The organism is Umezawaea tangerina (genome assembly GCF_003002815.1).
In the GTDB taxonomy this organism is placed as follows: domain Bacteria; phylum Actinomycetota; class Actinomycetes; order Mycobacteriales; family Pseudonocardiaceae; genus Umezawaea; species Umezawaea tangerina.
On the sequence record NZ_PVTF01000006.1, the window covers coordinates 200,024 to 219,925 of the forward strand.

Consider the following 19,902-nt stretch of genomic DNA (forward strand, 5'->3'; position numbering starts at 1 on the left):
TTCCCCGACCAGGAGAGGAGCAACGTGGAACCGGTCATAGGACTCGCGGTCGGCAGGGGAACCGGCCCGGAGCTGGCGGCGGTGTTCGAACGCGTCCTGGAAGGCATCGGCCGGTCGTACTCGGTCGGCGTCGAGGTCGTGCGCTCACCCCGGACCTACCACTCCTACCACTCGGCGAAAGCCGAAGGGGGGACACGGCGGATCCGCGAGCTCAACCGCGACGACGCCGAGCACTACGAGGCGTTCTGCCGGGCGCGCGCCGACCGCGGCACCACCGCGATCTTCCGCACGGCGATCAACGCCCAGTCTCTGTACCTGGTGCGGCAGCACCTCCAGGCCGTGAAGGTCGACGTCATCGCCACGCCGACGGCGTCGCTGCTGATGGTCCGCGACGAGGCGCAGGGCTTCTACACCGGCGAGAACAGCCACGCGCCCGGCGTGGTCACCCGCACCGCGGAGTTCAGCAGGGAGATCACCGACAAGGTCATCTCCTACGCGCTGCGGCGGGCCCGGCGGGAGTGGCCGGACGGCGAGGTCGACCGGATCCTCATGGCCTACAAGTTCCACCTGCTCGACGGCGCGCTCGACGAGTGGGTCGCCGACGCTTCCGCCCGGCACGGCGTGGAGATCGGGCTGTTCCAGCCGGACACGGTGAACCGCGACCTGGTCGAGCACGGGCTCGCGCCGCGCACCGTGATCATCGCGGGCAACGAGTGGGCCGACATCATGCACGTGGTGCTGCTCGACCGGTTCTGCTCCGAGCGGCAGGAGAACCGCTTCACCGAGAACGTCCACCTGCACCCCGACGTGGCCGGGCTGGTCGAGTACCAGACCGTGCACGGCTCCGCGGACGACATCGCGGGCCAGGACGTCGTCAACCCGGTCGCGACCGTGCGGGCCGCGGCGACGATCGCCGAGCGGCACGCGGGCTGCGCGGGGGCGATCGGGGCCGTGGAACGGGCCCTGCGGTCCGTCGCGCGCCGCGGTGTCCTGACCAAGGACCAGGGCGGGCGGTACTCGACCACGGAGGTCGTCTGCGCGCTGCTGGACGTGCTGGAGCCGCACGAGCTCCCGGCGAGCCTGGTGGCGGGGTCGTGAGCGCGCGGGAGGGCACCGCGCTGGTCGTCGTGGACGTGCAGAACGACTTCTGCACCGGCCCGGTCGCCACCTCGCGCTACCGCGGCTCCCCGGCGACGCTCGACGCCGTCACGACGAACACCGCCCGCGCGGTCGACGTGGCCAGGAGCCGCGGCACCGAGGTGCTGTTCGTCCGGTACCTCGGCGACGTCGAGCACCAGGGCCCGAGCTGGCGGCGCCGCGACCACGTGCTGGGCAAGCGGCCCAAGTGCCGGGAGGGCACGTGGGGTGCGGAGTTCCACAAGGTGTCCCCGGCGCCGGACGAGGAGGTGTTCACCAAGCGCGTGTGCTTCGACGCGTTCCTCAGCGAGGGCTTCGAGGAGCACCTCGTCCGCAACGGCATCGGCCACCTCGTGTTCGCCGGTCTGTACACCGACGTCTGCGTCGACTCGACCGCGCGCACCGCGTTCCAGAAGGGCTTCCACATCACCGTCCTGACCGACTGCACCACCAGCCTGCACCTGCCGGACGAGGAGATCCTGCGGTTCATGAGCGTCGTCTACGGCGCCCGCACCACCACCCACGACACCCCGGAGACCTGGTCGCCGGGACGAGGAGAGGAGCCCACGTGGTCAGCACCGGCGTGGAGGACGGCGTCGGCCTGACGGCGCTGATGGTCGCCGCCGCCCGAGCCATCGAGACCCACCGACCCGACACCCTCGCGACCGACGCGTACGCCGAGCACTTCGTCCGCGCGGCGACGACGTCCGCGGGCTGGCCGCTGCACCCGGACGACGTCCCCCACGGCGACGCCAACCCCCTCTGGGGCCGCCTCGCCCGCTACTTCGGCCTGCGCACCAGGGTCCTGGACGACCACCTGCTCGACACCACCCGCACCGGCATCCGCCAGGTCGTCATCCTCGGCGCGGGCCTGGACTCCCGCGCCTACCGCCTCGACTGGCCACCCGGCGTCGCCGTCTACGAGCTCGACCAGCCCGGCGTCCTCGCGTTCAAGCAGAACGTCCTGGCCGACCTCCAGGCCACCCCGCGCACGACCCGCACCACCATCCCGGTCGACCTCCGCGACAACTGGGCGGCGTCCCTGCTCGCCACCGACTTCACCCCGGCCCTGCCCACCGCCTGGCTCGCCGAAGGCCTCCTCCTCTACCTCTCCAGCACCGAGGAGACCGACCTCATCACCACCGTCGACCACCTCAGCCCACCCGGCAGCACCCTCGCCTACGAGGTCAAACCCGGCCACGAGCTCCCCTCGGTCCGCCTCAACCCCCTCTACGCCTACACCTCGCACCACCTCGGCCTCGACCTGCTCGCCCTCTTCAACCAGGACCACCGCCCCGACTCCACCACCACCCTCACCCAGGCGGGCTGGACCACCACCGCCCACACCCCCTTCGACTACACCCGCCTCCACGGCCGCGGCCCCACCCCCGAACCCAACGACCCCCTCGCCCGCAACCAGTGGGTGTTCGCGACCAAGGCGGGGTGAGGCCGCACTGGTCCTCGTGGTCGACGCCCTTGCATCGAGCAGATGACCGCTGGGGCAGGCCTGTCCCCAATATCACCGAACGTGTCTTGGGACATAGCCGCTGGTAGTGGCATTTCGGCCTTACGCTGCTGGAGAGGCGACGGGGGCTCGCCGCAGTAGGGGTCGGGTGGTATGAGTTGCACCGAAGAGGATGACGACAGGCCGACCGCCCCGGCGGGGACGCGCAACAGCATCGGCGGTGTGGTGAGCGGGAACGTCGTGCAGGCCGCGGTGATCCACGGCGGTGTGCACTTCGGCGGTCCCGCGCCACCGGTCCGGATCCCCCGGCAGCTGCCGCACGCTCCGGCGCACTTCACCGGGCGGGGCCGCGAGTCCACGGCGTTCGACCGGACCGTGGCCGAGGCGGTGGGACGGCCCGCGCTGGTGGTCGTGTGCGGGACCGGCGGGGTGGGCACCGGGGACGTCGGCGCCGCGCGTTCGCACCTCCAACGAGCCGCCGCGCTCTACGCGCGGTCGTCCGGACCGCAGGCCGAGCACGTGCGGGCCCGGCTCGATCGGCTCGACCACAGGTCCGCCAGCTCCCCGAGCGAGCCCCCGGAGACGACCCAGGAGTAGGCCCACACCGACAGCGAGGCCTCCGCCGCGGTGGAGGCGGGCAGGCCGACGACGGCCTCCTCGCCTCCGCGCACCGAGACCAGGCACCGGTGGCAGCCCCACGGCGTCACCACGACCGTGGCACCCGGAAACGCCGACAGCACCTCGCGTGCGGCCGTTCGGGCCTGCGCGTGCTCCTGCCGGTGCGCGCCCCACACGACGTCGGCGAGCTGCACCCACTCCGACCGGGCGAGAGTGGCGTGGGCGAGCACGAGCCGGTCCCGCTCGCCGTCCCACTCCACCAGCACCACGCCCGGCACCCCGGCGCTCGTCGTCGCGTCGCTCAGCACGCCTCGTCCACCCCGTCGTTCCAGCCCGCCATCGGGACGGGGAGGGGCACCGGCCCCGAGACCGGCGTCCTCCGCTCGGGTTCTTCCAGGCGCAGCAAGGAGTAGATCCTCCGCCGGACCAGCGCGGCCGCCCGGCCCGGCCGCGAGGTGACCCGGCCCGCCACCCACGAGTACCGCTCGAGGTCGTGCGCCGCGATCGCCTCGCGCACCTGCAAGTCGACCGGACGCGCGTCGTCCAACCGCGGCGAGAGCCCGCGCAACCGCGCCGTCAGGCTGCCGGACGCCTCGTCCCGCGCCGACGCCGAGCTCATGACCACCGGCACGCCGAGGGCCGCCGCGTACACCGTGACCGACCCGTGGTCACCGATCACCGCGTCGGCCGCGACCACCGCCGCGCGCCAGCCCTCCTCCGGCGGCAGCAGCGCGTGTCCGGCGTCGAGGTAGTCGGCCAGCCACGAGCGCACCTGCCACGACCCGTGCAGCGACCAGATGTTCGGGTGCAGCGCGGTCACCACCCGGTACCGGTCGGCGGGCAGTTCCGCCGCCACCCGCGCGAAGAACTCGGGCTCGCCGCCCAGCAGGGAGTGGCGAGACCAGGTCGAGCTCACGACGACGAGCGTCCGCCCTTCGAGCACGCCCAGAGCGTGCCGGTACCGCGCCCGGAAGGGAAGGCTCGCCACGAGCCGGTCGTAGCACGGGTCGCCCACCACCACGGCGGTCGGCACCGCCTCCGGGCACACCTCCCGCAACCGCTCCAGCTCCGCGTCGTGGGTGAGGAGCACACCGGCGGGCACCACCCGACCGTCCCGCACCAGCAGCTCACGCCCGAGCCCCGACACCGCCCGAACCCCTTCCTGCACCCCGTCCCACGGGCTCAACCGCGACTTCACCATCCCCACCCCGTGCGGCGACACCAGCACCGGCCCCGAAACCCGGTGCACCTCCTGGAAGCTCGCCGCCAGCACCAGGTCGAACCGCATCCGCACGACCTGCTCCCACGGCAGCACCACCCCACCCCAACCCCGCACGTACTGCTCCACTCCATGCCACGCGTCCGCCATCGCGGGCACCGTGAAAACAATTTGCAACCGGTGATCGCCCGAAAGGAGCAACAACAGATCTGCCAGGCGAGTTCCCGCGGTCATGTGCGGAACGACCACCAATACCGTCCGACAACCCTCCCTGGTCAACCACCGGTCCGCGAACGGATTACCCGGAGTCTTCACCCACCCCTGCGAAACGCACATTTGCGGTCTCCCCACCTCGAATAGCCGTGATGAACAGACCGTCCCGCGCGGAGTTTTCATTCGACCATCAGTGGCGTAATCGCAGCTCAGGACCCCCGTGAATCGCGTATGGACAGTGCACGGCAACCCATTCGGACGGTCTCGTCAACGGCCTGTCAGCCGGCTGTCAACTCAACCGAATGAGCGCATTGCGCCTGGACAGGGGCACGAGCACACTTGGATTCCAGGGTGCGGGGGTGGCGCTGGTGGACATCGACTTTGCAATCCTGGGCCGGGCTTCGGTGCGAATCGACGGGCGACTCGACGCGAGTTGGGGGCCGCCCAAGCTGCGCGCGCTGCTGACCGCATTGCTGGTACGTCCGGGAGTCTCGGTCACCCCGGACGAGCTGGCCGACTGGATCTGGCGGCCGGACGACCTCCCCGGCAACGTGGCACAGGTCCTCGCCCTGTACTCGTCCCGACTCCGCCCAGTCCTGAGGCGGGTGTCGGACGACGCCGGGATAGTCGTCCACAACGGGAACTACCGCCTCGAGGTGGACCCCCGGAAGATCGACTACTCCGCCTTCAAGGACCAGGTCCACCACGCCCGCGCCCACGCCCGGCGTGGCGACCCCCAGCGCGCGCTGGACACCATCCGCCGGGCGTTCGGGCTCTGCGGACCCCAGCCGCTGGCCGACGGCGCGGGCGAGGCCGCGGACGCCTGGCGCCACCGCCTGCGCGAGAACGTCCTGCTGCCCGCCTACGACACCCTCTTCGCCCAGCAGCTGGAGCTCGGGGAGGCGGACGCTGTGCTCGCGAAGCTCGACGAGCTGGCCACCGACCACCGGACCCACCTGGCGCTGTTCAAACGAAGACTCGAAGCCCTGCACGCCCTGTCCCGCGCCGACGAGGCGACCCGGCAGTTCCTGGCGGTGTACAAGGCTTTGCGCGCGGACTTCGACGACGTCGGCGCCACGGACCTGCGCGAGTTCCACGACCGCCTCAAGGCGAAGGCCTCGTCCCCACCGACCGCGCCGCCGGTCGTCACCGCGACCCGTGCGCCGAACCAGCTCCCCCCGGACGTGCGCGAGTTCTTCGGCCACGAACAGCTCCTGCTCAAGCTGACCGCCGTCACCACCCGCCCCGGCCTCGTCGTCGTCGACGGCGTGGGAGGCGTCGGCAAGACGACCTTCGTCGTGCGCTGGGCGCACACCAACGCCCACCGCTTCCCCGACGGCCTGCTCTACATCGACCTGCACGGCTACTCCAACGGCCCCGCCGTCGAACCCGCCACCGCCGTCGACCGCTTCCTGCAAGCGTTCGGCGTCACCACCGACCGCATACCGGAACCGGAGCACCGGGCGACCAAGCTGCAGTCCCTGCTGGCCACCAGGAAGATCCTCATCCTCCTGGACAACGCCCGCGACACCGACCAGGTCAACCCCCTGCTCCCCCTCCTGACCTCCAGCGTCGTCGTGGTCGCCAGCCGCTCCCACCTCTCCGGCCTGGCCGCACGGCAAACCCCCTACCGCTTCCCCCTCGTCCCCCTCGACACCGAACAGTCCTCCCACCTGCTCGCGGCGCAGATCGGCGTGCCGGTCCAGGCCCACCGGGACGTGCTCACCGACCTGGCCAGGCTGTGCGGCGGACTGCCGATCGTGCTCAAGACGCTCGCGCAGTACATCGCCACGCGCGCGTCCGTGCCGCTGACCGTCTTCGTCGACCAGCTCAGCCGCGACCTGAGGCTGCTGGACATCGGATCGGTCGGCGACAGCGCCAACCACGGCCCGCGCGCCGTGTTCGAACAATCGCTCCGAGCCCTCGCCCCCGACGTCCAGCACCTCTTCTGCCTGCTCGGCACCCATCCCGGCCCGGACTTCGGCGTCGGTGTCGCCGCCGCGCTGGGCGGTACCCCGACGCGTCGAACCAGGCTCGTCCTGGACGCGCTGGTCGAGGCGAACCTGCTCGAGCAGTCGTCGGCGCTGGGGCGGTACAAGTTCCACGACCTGATCCGCGAGTTCGCCGCCGACCGCGTCGAGAGCGACGAGGAACGACAGGCCGCCGAGCTCCGGGCGCTGGACTTCTACACGAGGACCGCGGAGAATGCCGACAAGACGGTCTTCCCCACCCAGGTGCGGGTGCGCACCACACCGACCACCGCCGAAAGCGGCGGGATCACGTTCCAGGACGAGGAATCAGCCCGCTTGTGGTGCGTCGCCGAGCGCCACAACCTCACTTCCGCGATAGCCCACGCGGTTCGCTCCGGCTATCCGCAGGCAGCACAGCTACCCCACCTCGTGGGTCAGATATTGTTGCGCCACGGATATTTCGAGGAAGCGCTCACAATCCTGCACACCGGCCTGTCCGCCGCGATGTCGGGATCCGATGTCGAATACCAGGCCGACGCGCTGCACAACATCGCGACGATAAAACTGCTGCGCCAGCGGTTCGGCGAAGCGGAGCACCACGTCCAGCTCGCCCACGTCAAGTACGCCGAGATAGGTGACGAGGTCGGCATCGCCGCCTGCCTGCACACCGGTGCACGGATAATGGTCGAGACCGGCAACGTCGTGATGGGAATCGACTCCCACGAGCGGGCTCTTCGGATGATCCGCCGCACCAGGGAGGCCGGGCTCGAGGTGACCATGCTCTACCGCGCCGCCGAGGCGTACCAGCGGGCGTACGAATACGAACGCGCGGCGTCCTACTACCGCGAGTCGCTCCACCTCGCCCGCGACCTTGACGACGTCCTCGCACAGGGGCGCATCCTCACCCTGCTCGGCTCCCTCAGCTTCGCCCGTGAGCAGAACGCGGAAGCCCGCGACCACCTCCGCGCCGGCTTGGCACTGCTGGCGCGGGTCTACGACATAGGCGCGGCGGGAACGGCCTGCGGCCTGCTCGCCAGGGTCGAACTCGAATGCGGCAACCTCTTCGAGGCCAGGGAGTACGGCCGCCAGTCCGTCCGCCTGTGCAAGCGCGTCTTCGACTCCCGCGGCGAAGCGGACGCGCTCCAGAACCTGGCCGTGGTCTTCCGCAGGACCGCCCGCTACGAGGCCGCCGTCGAGGCGTGGGAACAGGCCAAGACGATCCTCGACGACCTCGACCCGCAGCGGGCGGCCGAGATCGCACGTCTGCTCCGCGAAACCCCGGACTCCGCCGCCGGCATCCCCACGGGCAGACGGGAATCACCTTCGGAAAAGCCGCACAGGTCGAATCGGCGTTAGCAGCTCCATTCGACCAGCGCATTCCCGAAGCGCAATCCGCACATTGTCGATGTGCGCGAATCATACCACGAGCCGTCGCTCGACCAGTCTGCGCACACCGCACCACTACAGGGGCAGATCGCCGCCCCTGGAGCAGTTCCCGACTTCGCCTGGACCATTCGATCCCTCCGTGGTAAAACGCCGCGCGGGCGCACCGCATCACCCTGAGGGATCGGGTGGCACTGCTCACTCGTTCGTGGTACAAATTCGGCCACCTGTCCATGTGGGACAGTCAGCACGAGCATCTCGCAGGAGTGGAACTCGACGTCGGGGTGGCGTATTCGCCCCCGTCCCATGCACACAAGGAGCAGTCATCAACACCCGTTCAGCATTTGTCGTGTTCGCCGTGTCGGCTCTTCTGTCCCTGGGCGGCATCACCATCGCCGTTGTCGCCGGAACGAACGCCGCCACCCCGCAGGCGAGCAAGGTGTGGATCCAGGGCGTCGACGAACCCGCGAGCGGCGGACCGCGCACGCTCGCCTGAGCCGACCGGGCATCACGCCGCCACCCGTGGACGTCAGTGCAGCAGCTTCAGCCCCACGACGCACCCCACGATGCCGGCCACGAGCAGGATCTTGGCGAGGGATGCGGGTTCGGTGCCGGTCCACATCCCGTAGCCCACGGTGAGGGACGCGCCGATGCCGACCCACACGGCGTAGGACGTGCCGACGGGGAGGTCCTTCATGGCGAAGGCGAGGCCGCCCATGCTGAGCAGCAGGGCGGTGCCGAACAGCACCGTGGGCAGGGGGCGGGTCAGGCCGTCGGACCTGCCGAGGGCGGTGGCCCAGACGGCTTCGAGCAGGCCGGAGATGATGAGGACGAGCCAGGACATGAGGGCCTCCAGGAGCGCCGTCTTGTCCGGCCGGGTACGGCGTCGCTCGTCCGGGGGCCTCGGTGATGAGGCGTCCGGTTCGAGGATGGCACATCAGCCCGTCGGGGTGGAGGGCTCGGTGGCGGAGGTCTCCATCCGCCACCGAGCCCCCGATCAGCCTTCGACGCGGTGCTGGGCCCAGAAGGACGTCAGGTCGGTCGAACCGGCGGCCGCCTGCGCCGCGGCCTTGAAGTCGGCCGTGGTGGAGATGCCGTACCAGTGGGACTGCGCGTAGCTCTTCAGCAGGGTGGTCATGGCGGTGTCGCCGATGAGCCTGCGCAGGTCGTGCAGCGTGCACTTGCCGTAGTTGTAGACGACGCTGGAGTAGCGCGACGAGTGCGCGTCCCAGTAGGCCATCGAGTTGCTGAGCTTCTCCGCGCTCGACTGCCACGTGATGCCGCAACCGCTGCCGGAGATGCCCTTGTAGACGTCGGTGGCGTAGTCGGTGAAGCTCTCGTCCAGCCACGGCGAGTTGTACTCGTCGTTGCCGACGATCCCGTAGAACCACTGGTGCGCCAGCTCGTGCGGGAGCGCGGTGGTCGACACGAGGTCGAGGACGAAGCCGGGGTACTCCATGCCGCCGAACCAGAAGTTGTTGTCGAGCACGACGTCCATCTCCTGGTACGGGTAGTCGCCGAACCGTCCTGAGTGGACGTCGAGCGCGTCCTTGGCGAGGGTGAGCATGGAGTTGGCGTCACCGCTGGAGATCCCGCCGACGCCGTACACGTTGACCTTGAAGCCCTTGGCCGACGTGCCGGAGATCTTCGAGAACGGGCCCGCCGCCCAGGCGAACTCGCGGACCTTGGTCGCGGTCGCGCGGGTCGTCGTGGTGGTGCCGCTGGTCGTCTCGGTGGACGTGCCGGTGGCGGGGGTGAGCAGCGACGTCGGGTGCACGAGGGTGACGTCGAAGTCGCTGATGAGGGCGTAGAACGACTCGCCGTTGTTGGTGTACGGGTCGAGGTGCCAGCCCGCGCCGTCGCGGACGGCCAGCACCGGCAGCGCGTTGCCGATCATGTTGTAGGCGCCGTCGTGGCCGAAGCGGTCGGCGCCGCTGGGGACGACGATCCTCAGGTCGAACCCGATGGTCGCGGACTGGCCCTGGGCGAGCGGGCTCGGCAGGGTGATCTTCAGCGCGGTGCAGTTCACGCTCAGCGCGGCCGGTGTGCCGCCGGTGACGTTGGTGACCGTGATCGGCGTCGTCGGGCAGGTGCCGTGGTAGTTGTCCCACAGCCTCAGGTAGACCTCGGGCAACGCGGTCGCGGACCCGTTGGTGAAGCTAACGGTCTGGTGTCCGGTCCACGTGTCGCCCGCCGTGTTCGACGTCAGGCTCACCGTGTACGCCGGGTTGATCGGCGTGCGCGTGGTGTCCGGCGGCGTCGTGCCGCCGACGGTCCAGGTGAACGTCGTGCTGCCGCTGTTGTTCGCCGGGTCCTTCGCCGTCACCGTCACCGTGGACGTGCCCGCGGTCGTCGGCGTCCCGGTGACGCGGCCCGTGGCCGACGCGATCGCCAGCCCCGCGGGCAGACCGGTGGCGCTGTAGGTCAGCGCGTCGCCCTGCGGGTCGGAGGCCTGGATCTGCAGCGACACCGCCGAACCGACCTGCGTGGTCTGGTTGCCGGGGTTGGTCACCGACGGGTTCTGCGCGCCGCCGCCGCCGGCCGTCGTCAGGGTGAGGTCGTCGAGCAGGAAGTTCGTCGCCAGCCCCGAGTCCTCGACGCCGGTCACTTTCAGCGTGACCGTCTGGCCGAGGAACGCCGACACGTCGAACGTCTTCTGCGCGTACCCCGTGTTCTTGTCCAGGTTCGAGTAGGAGGCCACCGTTGTCGACCCCACCTGCACCGTCAGCTTGTCGTACTGGGTGGAGGTGGTCGTCTCCTTCGTGTCGACGTGCAGCCAGTACGCCAAAGTCGCGGAAGCACACCCGGCAGGGAGGGTGACCGACTGCGACAACGTGTCCGTGTGGCTGCTTCCGTACCCGTCCAACCACGCGTCCATGGTCCCGCCGTGCGCGGGCTCCGCCGTCGTCGCGGCCGAGATCACCCCCGACGTCTGGGTCCACGGGGTCGTGCCGCTCTCGAAGCCGCCGTTCGCGATCACCTGGTCCCCGCACACCGAGGCCTGGGCCTCGGTCGCGGTCATGGTGATGCCGAACGCGCTGACAACGAGCGCGAGCGCGGCAGGGAGCGCTCTGCGTCTCATCGGAACATCCTTTCCTGGCCCCCGGAGGCGGGGTAGCCACAGGGTTGCCCGAGGTCAGGACGTGGTTCAATCACGGGTTTTTCACAGGGAACGAATTTGCCGCAATTGTCTCGGTAAAGCAGGAATTCCCGCGTCTGATCGGGTGAGGGGCGATGCCGGCGTCCGGGACGAACTAAACTCCACCCCGTCGGGAAGGAGGGAACGTGACCGACGAGGAACTGATCGTGGAGTTCGCCCTGACCCGACTGGACAACCCCGGTCTGGACCTGGAGGAGATCGCGGCGCTGGTGGTTCGGCGGATGGGGCCGGAGGGGGAGCTGGAGTTCGCGTCGCGGAACCTGGCGGTCCGGGGTGAGCTCAGGGGTGCGGTGTTCCCCTCGGCGGTGGAGCAGGTGCTGCGGGTCGTGCTGATGCTGCGCGGTCCGGCGGACTAGGACCGTGTCCCGGCGGCTCACGGTGCTGGGCGGGTGCGGCGCGTTCCCGGAGCCCGGTCGGGCGTGCAGTGGTTTCCTCGTGGACTGGGACGGGTTCCGGGTGGTCCTGGACCTCGGGTACGCCACCCTCCCCCGCCTGCTGGCCCACTGCCCCGACGGCGCGGTCGACGCCGTGGTGGTCACCCACGAGCACCCCGACCACTGCGTCGACCTCCACGGCCTCTTCCGCGTCCGCTTCTACGGCCCGCCCGGCCCCAGGATCCCGCTGTACTGCACGCCCGGTGTGCTGACCCGCCTCTCCGCGCTGGAACCCGAGGTCGACCTCCGCACCGCCTTCGACGTCCACGACCTGACCAGGACGGCAATCCACCACCTGGGGCCATTCACGCTCACCGCGCTCCCCCTCCCCCACCACGTCCCCGCGGTCGGCGTCCGCCTCCAGGCAGGTCCGACCGCCATCGCCTACACCGGTGACACCGGCCCCGACCCGCTGCTGGCCGAGCTGGGCCGCGACGCCGACCTGTACATCGTCGAGGCCACCGACCGCCCCGGCGAGGAGTCCCAGCCCACCCGCAACCTCCTCACCTCGACGGAGGCAGGCCACTGGGCGACCCGCGCGAACGCCAGAAAGCTGATGCTCACCCACTTCTGGCCCGGCAACGACCGGCAGGCGGCGGTAGATGCCGCCAGGTCGGTCTTCCCCGGCGAGGTCCTGACGGCCGAGGAAGACCTGACCCTCGCCTTCTGAGGCAACCACCGCGTCGGCCCGATCGTCCTCATCACGTGGACACCACCCGGCGCACGCCGATCCTCACCGCCATCGCCTGCGCCGTCGCGTCGGCCGCGGCGGTCGCGCAGTACGCGGTCCCCGGCATGATCCCGGCGTTGGAGCGCGGTCCTGACTGGTGGCGGCTGGTCACCCCGCTGCTCGTGCAGACCCTCGGCTGGTACCAGGTGGTCACGAACCTGGTCACCCTCGCGCTGGTCGGCGCCGCCGCCGAACGCGCGACGGGCCGGTGGCGCTGGGTGGTCCTGTTCGCCGCGGGCACCGCGGGAGGCCAGATCGCCGCCTACTCCTGGCACGAACCGGGTGGCGGCGACTCGATCGCCATCTGCGGCCTGGCGGGCGGTCTGGTGGTCTGGCTCCTCGCCGGTACCGCCACGCCCTGGGCCAGCTGGGTCGTCGTGGGCTACGTCGCGATGCTGACGGGCTGGGGGCTCAGCGGGATCAGGGCCGCCGCCGCAGCCGCCCTGGTCGCCGTCGTCGTGCTGGTCGTGGTGCGCGACAAGCGCTTCGTCCTCGCGGGTGCCGTCGTCTGCGCGCTGGTCCTGGCGGCCGCCTCCGACCTGCACGGCGTCAGCCTCGTCGCCGGGATGCTCGCCGGCGCCGGACTGGTGCTGACCCGGCCCCGGCGTCACCGCGGCGCGCAGGTCACCCCGGTCACGGGTCTGTCCACTCCGGACACCACCGCACCCCAGCTCGTCGACGCGCCGGGCATCAAGGACCCGTTGTAACCCTGGTTCACCGCCACGACCTGGCTGCCGGACTGGGTGACCACGGCGTTCCACGGGTTGCCGAACCACTGCGAACCGCTGGCCGTGAACGTGGTCTTCCAGCCGGACAGCGGTTTCGCGCCGGTGTTGCGGACGATCACCTCGACCTGCCGCGCCCCCTGCCACGAGTTGACCACCCGGTACGTCGCGGCGCAGGCCGCCTGGACGGGTTGGACCGTGGTCCGCGGGATCGTGCTCCTGGTGGCCGCGATGGCCGTCGTGGTCGTCGGCGCGGTGGTGGTCGTGGTCGACACCGTCGTCGTCGGCACGTCGGCGGACCCGAACGTCTCGGTCGTCGGCGACTCCGTCGTGTAGTCCGCCTCCGTGTACGTGCCCGTGCATCCCCGCGCGCACGCGGCGGGCAGCGAGAACCGGTACACGCGGCCGTTGTTCACCAACGAGTCCGACGCGTCGCGCACCCGGACGCGGTAGTCCGTGCCGCCGTCCTGGGTCGGCCTCAGGATGAACGACTGCCCCATGTCGCCGTTGGGCCGCGCCTGCTCCCACCCGCCCTCCGGGCCCTGGTACTCGACGCCGTGGATGCCGTTGGGCAGGTGGGACACGGCGATGACCGGGTTGGTGCCCGTGGCGTCGCGCAGGAACCCCACCCGCAGGTCGCCGTGGTAGTCGGGGGTGGGCACGTAGGACCACGACACGCGCCGGTTGTTCCAGTGGTCGGGGTCGATGGGACCGACCCGCGCGCCGTCCTTGAGGAAGCGCGTCAACGACGTCGTCGACAGCCCAAGGTGGTCGGGGTCGTCGCGGCACCACGCGGTCGCGTCGGCGCAGCCGTCGGCGACGACCATCGTCAGCGAGGCGCCGTTGAACTCGTCGGAGACCCAGGAACCCTCGCGGCAGAACGGTTGCCCGGTGGCGCCGTCGTTGGTCCCGGTGCAGCGGTTGCCGATCGTCACCTGGACGAACCTGCCGCAGTTGCGGCCGTTCTCGAACCGGCCGAGGTGCCCGGACTCGAGCGGTGACAACGGGCGGGCGCGTGGCGAGTAGTCGCCAGGTGTGTCGAACACGTTGAGGGACACGAAGTCCGGCGAGTCCAGCACGTGCTGGGGGAGGCCGCAGCCGCCGTAGGACGACGCGAAACCGGAGAAGTGGGTGGCGTTGCCCTTCACCGGCGGGGCGCTGCCCGCGGCCTGCCGTCCCGGCACCACGAACAGCAGGAGAGCGCCTACCAGTGCCGCTACGACGGCCAACGCCGCCGCCGCGAACACCGCCGCGCGGGTGGTGCGCCTGTCCGACCGGGCCTCGGTGATCACTTCGCCCTCCACGAGCCGGGCGCGCGGGGCGGGCCCGACCCAGCTGATGATCGACTGGGAGCCGGCCCAGGATTCTCACCGGAGTGCGCCGTGTCAAGGAGTTGACCGGTTCTGTTAGAACCGCCGGTCGAGCTCGGGGACGGCCGAGGGCCTGCCCAGGTGGTAGCCCTGCGCCTGGTCGCAACCGAGTCTTCGCAGGATGTCCAGTTGCAGCACGTGCTCGACGCCCTCCGCGACGACGGTGAGGTCGACGGCGTGCGCCATCGCGATGACGCTCGTGACGATGGCCTCCGCGTCGTCGGACTTGCCGAGCCCCGCGGTGAACGACTGGTCGATCTTCAGGATGTCCAGCGGCAGCGTCAGCAGCTGGGCCAGCGAGGAGTAGCCGGTGCCGAAGTCGTCGATGGCGAGCCGGACGCCGAGGTCGCGCAACGCGGCGAGGGTGCGGGCCGCGGCGGTGGGGTCGCGCATCAGGGCGCTCTCGGTGATCTCCAGGCACAGCGCGCCCGGCGGCAGCGCGGTCGTGCGCATCGCGTCCCGCACCGAGGCCACCAGGTGCGGGTCGTCGAGCTGGCGCGCGGACAGGTTCACGGTGAGCAGCAGCTCGGGGTTGTGGGCCGCGCGCAGGTCCACGATCCCCCTGGTCGCGAGGCGGAGCATGTGCGCGCCGACGATGTTGATCAGGTCGCTCTCCTCCGCGAGCCCGATGAACTCCCCAGGGGGGATCAGGCCGTAGCGGGGGTGCGACCAGCGCAGCAGGCCCTCGACCATGGTGGTGCGGCCCGTGCGGAGGTCGACGATCGGCTGGTAGGCCACCCACAGCTGGTCGTTGCGGGGCGCCTCGCGCAGGTCCTGCTCCAGCCGCAGCCGCCGCTGGGTGCGCTCGCGCAGGTCGACGTCGAAGAACGCCAGCCGCCCGCGCCCCCGCGTCTTCGCCTCGTACATCGCCAGGTCCGCGTCGCGGAGCAGGTCCGCGCCGTCGCGGGGGTCGTCGGGGTCCGCGATCACGATGCCGACGCTCGCGTCGATGTGCAGGTTGCGGCCGTCCACGGAGATCGGCCGGTTCAGCTCGCCGCGGATGTGCTCGACGAGCGCGGTCGCCTCCTCCGGGCTGGTGGTGCCGTAGGCGATGACCGCGAACTCGTCGCCGCCGAGCCTGCCGACGACGTCGCCGCGCCGCACGCTCTGGCTCAGCCGCAGGCCGAGGACCTGGAGGACCTTGTCGCCCGCGCTGTGGCCCAGCGAGTCGTTGATGATCTTGAACTTGTCCAGGTCGATGAACAGCACGGCGGTCCGGCCGGAGCGGTGCTGCCGCGCGGTCCGGCTGAGCCGTTCGATGATCACGGTCCGGTTGAGCAGTCCGGTGAGGGCGTCGTGGGTCGCCTCGTGCTCCAGCATCCCGTCGATCATCCGGCGCTCGGTGATGTCGGTGAACGACACGACCGCGGCCGACGGCCCGTCGCCGACCGAGTCGAGCGCGTGGCAGCTCAGCGACAGCCAGATGCGCGCGCCGTCCGGCCTGGTCAGCGAGAGGATCCGGCCGTTCTGCGCCTCGCCGGTGAGCCGGGTGCGGGCCGACAGGTAGTTCGACGCGGGCAGCCGCGCGCCGGTCTCGTCGTAGAGCTCGGCCAGGGTGGTCGGCAGGCCGACGACCTGCTCCTCGGTGATCCCCAGGATCCGCTCGGCCGCGGGGTTGGCCGACTCGACCAGCCCGGTGGGGCCGACCACGATGACGCCCTCCTCCAGCGCGGCCACCACGGTGGTGAAGTGCTGCTCGGCGCGCCTGCGCGCGGTCTCGTCCGCGCAGACCAGCACGTACCCGTCGCCCATCCGCGCCACCGAGACGCGGACCGCGAGCGCACCGCCGTCGGCGCCGCGGTGCACGGCCTGCACGACGCCGCCCGCCTCCAGGATCGCCACGGGGTCGAGGGGCGCGTCGACCACGACGTGGATGGGCTGCCCGATCGCCTCGGCCGCCGACCGCCCGTACACGGTCTCGGCGGTCGGGTTCCAGCTGGTCACCAGCCCGTCGGCGGTGGTCGCGACCAGCGCGTCGCTCACGTGGGCGACCAGCGCGGCCTGGTAGTGCAGCGCGGCGGCGGCCGCCTTGCGGGCGGTCACGTCCCGCATGATCACCTGGAACGCCGGGCGCCCCTCCCACGTCGTGCGCACGGACACCGACTCGATGTCGAGGGTGCCGCCGTCGAACCGCAGCAGGACGGCCTCGGCCGGGTCGCTCGTGGCACCCGGCACGCCTAACTCGGAGATGCGGTGCAGCATCGGCGACACCGAGTCCGGGTGGACGAAGTCGGTGATCGGCCGGTCCAGGATGTCGGCGGGCGACTCGGCCCGCACGAACCGCACCGCCGCCGGGTTCGCGTAGACGACCTGGCCGGCCTCGTGCACGACGATCGCCTCCGGCGACAGCTCGACCAGCAGCCGGTACCGGTCGGCCAGGTCGGTGAGCGCCTGCTGCTGGTGGTGCCTGCCGGTCACGTCGGTCGCGATGCCGACGAGCCGCTTGCTGTCCGGGTGCTCGGAGAGCCGGGCCCGGAACTGCACCCAGCGCGTCTGCCCGTCGGGGGTCTCGCACGGCTGTTCGAGCTCGAAGTCCTGCCACACCGGGGCGGCCTTCGCGGCGACGGTCAACGGGGCCACCAGCTCGGCCAGCCGGGCCTCCACCACGTCGTCGGCCGCGCCGGGCACGCCCACCATCTCGTCGAGCCCCGTCATCCAGGTGATGGTGTCGGTGGCCAGGTCGAACCACCACGCCACGGCCTGCCCCGCCGACAGCGCCAAGCCGACGACCAGCTCACGGTCGGATCCGACGTCGCCCATGAGTTCCTTCACGTCCTGGCTCCCGGGCCCGTTGTTCCGTCCGATTCGCCGTGGTGTTGGCATCGTGGAGTACTACTACATCGTCCGCGCAAAGCCCACCCATCCGAAGCACACGGTGTGTCGTTATAGCCGGTCCCCGCGACGCACGCCGTCCAGGGTGGCCATCCGGGTGATCCACGCAGGTCAGTCCACTGTGGAGCGGTGTGCCCGATGGCCGTCGGACCGTGCCCGAACGTGCCCGGAATGCGTCCTGCGCGGTGTCTGGGACCGTTACCATCGGTGGTGTTGGCGGTGGAAACGGTGCGTTCCGGCGCATCCGGGTGGTGTCCTGCGGTGCCACTGGCGAGCCTCCGGCCAACACGAGTCCACACGGCTGACCGCGCTCCCATCGGCGGCGCGCCCGTCATGGTCGCGGTGCAGCGGTGTCGGCCCTCGAGTCGGGAGGGAGCGGAATGGTTGCGCGAGGTGTGGGGATCTGCGGGATCGGCGTCGTCAGCGGCTACGGGTGGGGTCGCGAGCCGATGTGGGACGGGCTGCTGGGCGGCAAGCCCGCGGCCGCGGTGGTGCCGGGGCTCGGGATGAACGCCGACGAGACCGTCTGGGCGGCACGCGTGCCCGACGGCGGTGACCCGGTGGACGGTCCCGGCCGGTTCGCACGGGCGATGCGCGCGGCGGCGCGGGAGGCCATCCGGGACGCGGGCGACCGCGGTTGGCGCCCCGGCAGACGGGTCGGCCTGCTGCACGCGGTCGTGCTGGGCGAAGTGGACCTGTGGCGCGACTTCTACACCACCCGCGGCGGCACGGTGCCGGTCCGCGAGTACCTGGCCCTGATGCCGTCCACACCGATGTCCATGTTCATGCGCGAGTTCGGGTTCCACGGTCCCGCGATGAACGTCTCCGCCATGTGCGCCTCCGGCAACGCCGGGCTGATCACCGCGAAGTCCTGGCTGGACGCGGGCATCGTGGACGACGTGGTGTTCGTGGCCACCGACCTGTCGCTCACCCCGGAGAACGTGTCCCACTTCGTCCGGCTCGGCGTCGCCATCGCGGACTCCGAGCCGCTGGACGCGTGCAGGCCGTTCCAGCAGGGCAGCAGGGGTTTCGTCATGGGCGAGGCGTCGGTGTCCTTCGTGCTCTCCCGCCGGTCCACCCGGCCCTACGCCTACGCGCTCGGCGGCGCCATGTCGCACGACGCCTACCACGCCACCTCGATCGACCCGGCCCTCACGCACGTCACCGCCACGTTCGAGGACGCGCTGGCCAACGCGGGCGTGCCCGCCTCGGCCGTGCGCTACCTCAACGCCCACGGGCCCGGCACCGCGCAGTGCGACCTCGCCGAGGCGGCGGTGCTGGACCGGCTGTTCCCGGAGGACACCGAGGTGTACTCGGTCAAGCCGCTCACCGGGCACTGCCAGGGCGCGGCGTCCGCCGTGGAGGTCGCGGTCGCGGCACTCGGGTACGACCGGGGAACGGTCCCCGCGCCGCCGACCGTCGCTCCCGGACACCCGCGGTTGCTCAACGGGCCCTCGCCCGTCGAAGACGGGCTCACCGTCAAGTCCTCGCTCGGCATGGGTGGTCACAACTCGGTAATCGTCCTGGCGCCGCCGGCGTGACACCACCCCCACGACCGCGGCCCGCCGGCTGAGCCGACGGGCCACCTCCACCGCACCGGGGTCAGGCGCGCAGCCCGGCCAGCAGCTCCGGCGTGCACGGCTCGGCGGTGCCGGTGGACTTCGCGACCTGGACCAGCTCCCGGTCGGCGAGCAGCGAGAGGTGCTCGGACGGCTCGGTGCCGAAGCTGGTGTGCGCCACGCCCATCGGGATCCGGACCAGGTCACCCGGCCCCAGCTCGGCCACCCCGCGCTGGGACACCAGCGTGCGCCGCCCGCTGACCTGGTACTGGACCTCGTCGGCGTCCAGCGTGCGCCGGTACTCGCGGCCGTCCGACGACGGCAGCAGCACGCTGCCCAGCCGGAACGAGGCGGTGGCGTACACCCACGTCACGCCGGGGGTCGCGGCCTTCGTGAACACCCGCATCCGCTCGGTCTCGACGTGCACCCGGTCCAGCAGCCGCTGCTCGTCCACGGGGAACACCACGACGTCGAGGCCGGTGCCCTCCATGAACCGGGTCACCGCCTCGTTGGCGGGTTTCGCCACCCAGCCGGGGAACGGCGGGGACACCGCCTCCGACGTGCGCGCGGCCTCGGCCACCTCGGCGACCGGGGCGGGCGTGTAGAACAGCAGGTGGCTCTCCCGCCTGCCGTAGTTGTCGTGCCCGATGCCGCGCGGGATGCGCGAGAACTCCCCCGGCCGGTGCTCGACCACGCCGAGCTCGGTCATCAGGGTCCGCTCCCCCGCGATCTGGTAGCCGATCTCGTCCACGTCGCAGTTGCGGTGGTAGAACGGCTGCCGCCCCTCCATCTTCTGCCACTCCACGCGCAGCCCGGCGTTCTCGTAGACGCTCCGCGGCGCCGCGAACGCCTCTTCGACGTACTCCTGCGGGTAGTGCACGACCTGGAGCGGTTCGTGGTCGCTCCAGAGCTTCACCGGGAGGTGGCCGGCGTGCGGTGGGGCGAGCAGCAGCTCCTCGTCCCGCTCCACCACGCCCAGCGGCTCGTCCGAGCCGATCAGCGCGAGCACCTCCGTGACGGTTCCCATGGTCCTTCTCCTCTGGTCGGGGGTCGCCTGCCCGGCGGCCCTGCGACGAGAATCGGCCGG

Annotated in this window: 17 protein-coding genes and 1 riboswitch; of the genes, 10 read left to right on the forward strand and 7 right to left on the reverse strand. The window is 71.2% G+C overall.

The features are described from left to right. Nucleotides 1-24 precede the first annotated feature (24 nt). The 4 genes from CLV43_RS21225 to CLV43_RS47150 all read left to right on the forward strand — a co-directional run bounded on the left by CLV43_RS21225 (nucleotide 25) and on the right by CLV43_RS47150 (nucleotide 3,199). Nucleotides 25-1,098, forward strand: a complete 1,074-nt coding sequence (locus CLV43_RS21225) for an isocitrate/isopropylmalate family dehydrogenase (RefSeq protein WP_106188994.1) — start codon at nucleotides 25-27, stop codon at nucleotides 1,096-1,098. Further along, nucleotides 1,095-1,742 carry a cysteine hydrolase family protein gene (locus CLV43_RS21230; RefSeq protein WP_106188995.1) on the forward strand — a complete coding sequence of 216 codons (648 nt, stop codon included), beginning with the start codon at nucleotides 1,095-1,097 and terminating at the stop codon, nucleotides 1,740-1,742. Before CLV43_RS21225 ends, CLV43_RS21230 begins: the two co-directional genes overlap by 4 nt. Continuing rightward, complete coding sequence (locus CLV43_RS21235) at nucleotides 1,706-2,584, forward strand: SAM-dependent methyltransferase (protein ID WP_245886750.1); 879 nt, start codon at nucleotides 1,706-1,708, stop codon at nucleotides 2,582-2,584. The genes CLV43_RS21230 and CLV43_RS21235 overlap by 37 nt, the downstream gene beginning before the upstream one ends. A 171-nt stretch (nucleotides 2,585-2,755) precedes the next feature. Beyond that, the gene (locus tag CLV43_RS47150; protein WP_146174841.1) at nucleotides 2,756-3,199 is read left to right on the forward strand and encodes a hypothetical protein; all 444 of its coding nucleotides are present in this window, start codon (nucleotides 2,756-2,758) and stop codon (nucleotides 3,197-3,199) included. Here CLV43_RS47150 and CLV43_RS21240 read toward each other — a convergent pair. Then, nucleotides 3,088-3,528, reverse strand: coding sequence for a hypothetical protein (locus CLV43_RS21240; RefSeq protein ID WP_106188996.1), 441 nt, complete (start codon nucleotides 3,526-3,528; stop codon nucleotides 3,088-3,090). The genes CLV43_RS47150 and CLV43_RS21240 overlap by 112 nt on opposite strands. Continuing rightward, entirely contained in the window at nucleotides 3,522-4,589 is a 1,068-nt protein-coding gene (locus CLV43_RS21245) for a hypothetical protein (protein ID WP_245886753.1), read from the reverse strand. Before CLV43_RS21245 ends, CLV43_RS21240 begins: the two co-directional genes overlap by 7 nt. Before the next feature lie 431 nt (nucleotides 4,590-5,020). Between CLV43_RS21245 and CLV43_RS21250 the strand changes: the two genes are divergently transcribed. Together CLV43_RS21250 and CLV43_RS47870 are read left to right on the forward strand one after the other, a co-directional pair. Continuing rightward, nucleotides 5,021-7,978 carry a tetratricopeptide repeat protein gene (locus CLV43_RS21250; protein WP_170155943.1) on the forward strand — a complete coding sequence of 986 codons (2,958 nt, stop codon included), beginning with the start codon at nucleotides 5,021-5,023 and terminating at the stop codon, nucleotides 7,976-7,978. Between the two features lie 385 nt (nucleotides 7,979-8,363). Further along, a complete protein-coding gene (locus CLV43_RS47870) occupies nucleotides 8,364-8,501 on the forward strand; it encodes a hypothetical protein (protein WP_170155944.1) in 138 nt (45 codons plus the stop codon). 33 nt (nucleotides 8,502-8,534) lie between these two features. Here the strand turns inward: CLV43_RS47870 and CLV43_RS21255 are convergent, their stop codons facing one another. Both CLV43_RS21255 and CLV43_RS21260 read right to left on the reverse strand, forming a co-directional pair. Next, on the reverse strand, nucleotides 8,535-8,849 hold the full coding sequence (locus tag CLV43_RS21255; protein WP_106188999.1) for a DMT family transporter: 315 nt from the start codon (nucleotides 8,847-8,849) through the stop codon (nucleotides 8,535-8,537). 11 nt (nucleotides 8,850-8,860) lie between these two features. Further along, nucleotides 8,861-8,926: riboswitch (guanidine-III (ykkC-III) riboswitch) on the reverse strand. Between the two features lie 76 nt (nucleotides 8,927-9,002). Continuing rightward, nucleotides 9,003-11,087: a putative Ig domain-containing protein gene (locus CLV43_RS21260; protein WP_211304461.1), complete on the reverse strand. Its 2,085-nt coding sequence runs from the start codon at nucleotides 11,085-11,087 to the stop codon at nucleotides 9,003-9,005. Between the two features lie 203 nt (nucleotides 11,088-11,290). On the opposite strand from CLV43_RS21260, the gene CLV43_RS21265 reads away from it, so the two are divergent. The 3 genes from CLV43_RS21265 to CLV43_RS21275 are packed head-to-tail and all read left to right on the forward strand — an operon-like array spanning nucleotide 11,291 to nucleotide 13,036. Continuing rightward, nucleotides 11,291-11,521: a hypothetical protein gene (locus CLV43_RS21265; RefSeq protein ID WP_106189000.1), complete on the forward strand. Its 231-nt coding sequence runs from the start codon at nucleotides 11,291-11,293 to the stop codon at nucleotides 11,519-11,521. Nucleotides 11,522-11,525: 4 nt separating this feature from the next. After that, complete coding sequence (locus tag CLV43_RS21270; protein WP_211304462.1) at nucleotides 11,526-12,269, forward strand: MBL fold metallo-hydrolase; 744 nt, start codon at nucleotides 11,526-11,528, stop codon at nucleotides 12,267-12,269. A 35-nt stretch (nucleotides 12,270-12,304) separates the two neighbouring features. Beyond that, on the forward strand, nucleotides 12,305-13,036 hold the full coding sequence (locus CLV43_RS21275) for a rhomboid family intramembrane serine protease (protein WP_106189001.1): 732 nt from the start codon (nucleotides 12,305-12,307) through the stop codon (nucleotides 13,034-13,036). Here CLV43_RS21275 and CLV43_RS21280 read toward each other — a convergent pair. After that, entirely contained in the window at nucleotides 12,937-14,346 is a 1,410-nt protein-coding gene (locus CLV43_RS21280; protein ID WP_245886757.1) for a cellulose binding domain-containing protein, read from the reverse strand. The genes CLV43_RS21275 and CLV43_RS21280 overlap by 100 nt on opposite strands. Nucleotides 14,347-14,460: 114 nt before the next feature. Then, nucleotides 14,461-17,184 carry a sensor domain-containing protein gene (locus CLV43_RS21285; protein ID WP_106189002.1) on the reverse strand — a complete coding sequence of 908 codons (2,724 nt, stop codon included), beginning with the start codon at nucleotides 17,182-17,184 and terminating at the stop codon, nucleotides 14,461-14,463. A gap of 452 nt (nucleotides 17,185-17,636) precedes the next feature. On the opposite strand from CLV43_RS21285, the gene CLV43_RS21290 reads away from it, so the two are divergent. Beyond that, complete coding sequence (locus tag CLV43_RS21290; protein WP_106189003.1) at nucleotides 17,637-18,797, forward strand: beta-ketoacyl synthase N-terminal-like domain-containing protein; 1,161 nt, start codon at nucleotides 17,637-17,639, stop codon at nucleotides 18,795-18,797. Nucleotides 18,798-18,858: 61 nt separating this feature from the next. On the opposite strand, the gene CLV43_RS21295 is transcribed toward CLV43_RS21290, so the two are convergent. Beyond that, complete coding sequence (locus tag CLV43_RS21295) at nucleotides 18,859-19,842, reverse strand: hypothetical protein (protein WP_106189004.1); 984 nt, start codon at nucleotides 19,840-19,842, stop codon at nucleotides 18,859-18,861. Nucleotides 19,843-19,902 lie beyond the last annotated feature (60 nt).

Coding starts and splice junctions, on each gene's coding strand:
- CLV43_RS21295 (WP_106189004.1), bottom strand. CDS start 19,842: ATGGGAACCGTCACGGAGGTGCTCGCGCTGATCGGCTCGGACGAGCCG.
- CLV43_RS47150 (WP_146174841.1), top strand. CDS start 2,756: ATGAGTTGCACCGAAGAGGATGACGACAGGCCGACCGCCCCGGCGGGG.
- CLV43_RS21255 (WP_106188999.1), bottom strand. CDS start 8,849: ATGTCCTGGCTCGTCCTCATCATCTCCGGCCTGCTCGAAGCCGTCTGG.
- CLV43_RS21260 (WP_211304461.1), bottom strand. CDS start 11,087: ATGAGACGCAGAGCGCTCCCTGCCGCGCTCGCGCTCGTTGTCAGCGCG.
- CLV43_RS21290 (WP_106189003.1), top strand. CDS start 17,637: ATGGTTGCGCGAGGTGTGGGGATCTGCGGGATCGGCGTCGTCAGCGGC.
- CLV43_RS21285 (WP_106189002.1), bottom strand. CDS start 17,184: ATGGGCGACGTCGGATCCGACCGTGAGCTGGTCGTCGGCTTGGCGCTG.
- CLV43_RS21245 (WP_245886753.1), bottom strand. CDS start 4,589: ATGGCGGACGCGTGGCATGGAGTGGAGCAGTACGTGCGGGGTTGGGGT.